The organism is Bifidobacterium sp. LH_558, assembly GCF_056356295.1.
This window is the reverse complement of record NZ_JBKETZ010000020.1, coordinates 1-1175: the sequence shown is the minus strand read 5'-3', so window position 1 is coordinate 1175 and position 1175 is coordinate 1. Positions and strand designations below refer to the sequence as shown.

General features: G+C 67.9%; 1 protein-coding gene. It reads right to left on the bottom strand.

The features are described 5' to 3' along the window. Positions 1-2 precede the first annotated feature (2 nt). Positions 3-1154, bottom strand: a complete 1152-nt coding sequence (gene fucO, locus AC1AV0_RS10915) for a lactaldehyde reductase (protein WP_476573885.1) — start codon at positions 1152-1154, stop codon at positions 3-5. Positions 1155-1175 lie beyond the last annotated feature (21 nt).

Here is a 1175-nt window from a genome sequence, read left to right as displayed (position 1 = left end):
GGTTACATGAGGCTGGTGTAGATGGCGAGGATGTCCTCTTCGGTGGCGGGGCGGGGGTTGCCGGGGGTGCACACGTCGTTGAACGCGTCGTGGGCGAGGCCGGCGAGGTCGTCCTGGGTGGCGCCGACCTCGCTGATGGTGGTCGGGTTGCCGAGCTTGGCGGTCAGGTCGCGCACCGCGTCGACCGCGGCCTTGCGGGCCTGGTCGAGGGGCATGTCGTACGCTCCTTGGACGCCGAACGCGTCGGCGATGTCGCGGTACTTCTCGCCGGTGTGCTCCTTGTTGTAGTCCATGACCGGGGCGAGCAGGATGCCGTTGGCCACGCCGTGGGCCACGTTCAGGCGGCCGCCGAGCGGGTGGGCCATGCCGTGCACGAGGCCGAGCCCGACGTTGGAGTACGCCATGCCGGTGATGTAGGAGGCGTAGGCCATCTGCTCGCCGGCGGGCACGTCGCCGTCCGCGCTCTTGGCGAGGTTCTGCGCGATCATGCGGATGGTCTGCATGCTCAGGCAGTCGGACAGGCTCCACGCGCCCGGGGTGATGTAGCCCTCGATCGCGTGGGTGAGCGCGTCCAGGCCGGTGGCGACCTTCAGGCCGCGCGGCATCGAGTCGGTCAGGTCGGGGTCGACGAACGCGACGACGGGGATGTCGTGCGGGTCGACGGCCACGAACTTGCGCTTGTTGGCGGTGTCGGTGACCACGTAGTTGATGGTCGTCTCGGACGCGGTGCCGGCGGTGGTGGGCACGCCGAAGATCGGCACGCTCGGGTTCTTGGTGTCGGCCACGCCCTCGAGGGAGAGCACGTCGGAGAACTCGGGGTTGGCGGTCACGATGCCGATGCCCTTGCATGTGTCCTGCGGGCTGCCGCCGCCCAGGCCGATCAGGAAGTCGGCGCCCGACGCGGCGAATTTCTCCACGCCGTCCTTGATGCACTCGACCGGCGGGTTCGGCCTGACGTTGTCGAACACCTCGTAGGGCATGCCGGCCGCGTCCAGCACGTCCGTGACCTTGCCCACGGTGCCGGTCTCGACCAGGACCGGGTCCGTCACGATGAACGCCTTCTCGAAACCGTGCGACCTGGCCACGCCCGGGATCTCCTGGATCGCGCCGCGACCGAAATACGCCGTCTGGTTGAAAATCATCCGATAGACCATTACATGCTCTCCTTTGAAGCT

Bases quoted from the DNA above. Each gene is read 5' to 3' on its own strand.
- fucO (WP_476573885.1), bottom strand. From the start codon at position 1,154: ATGGTCTATCGGATGATTTTCAACCAGACGGCGTATTTCGGTCGCGGC.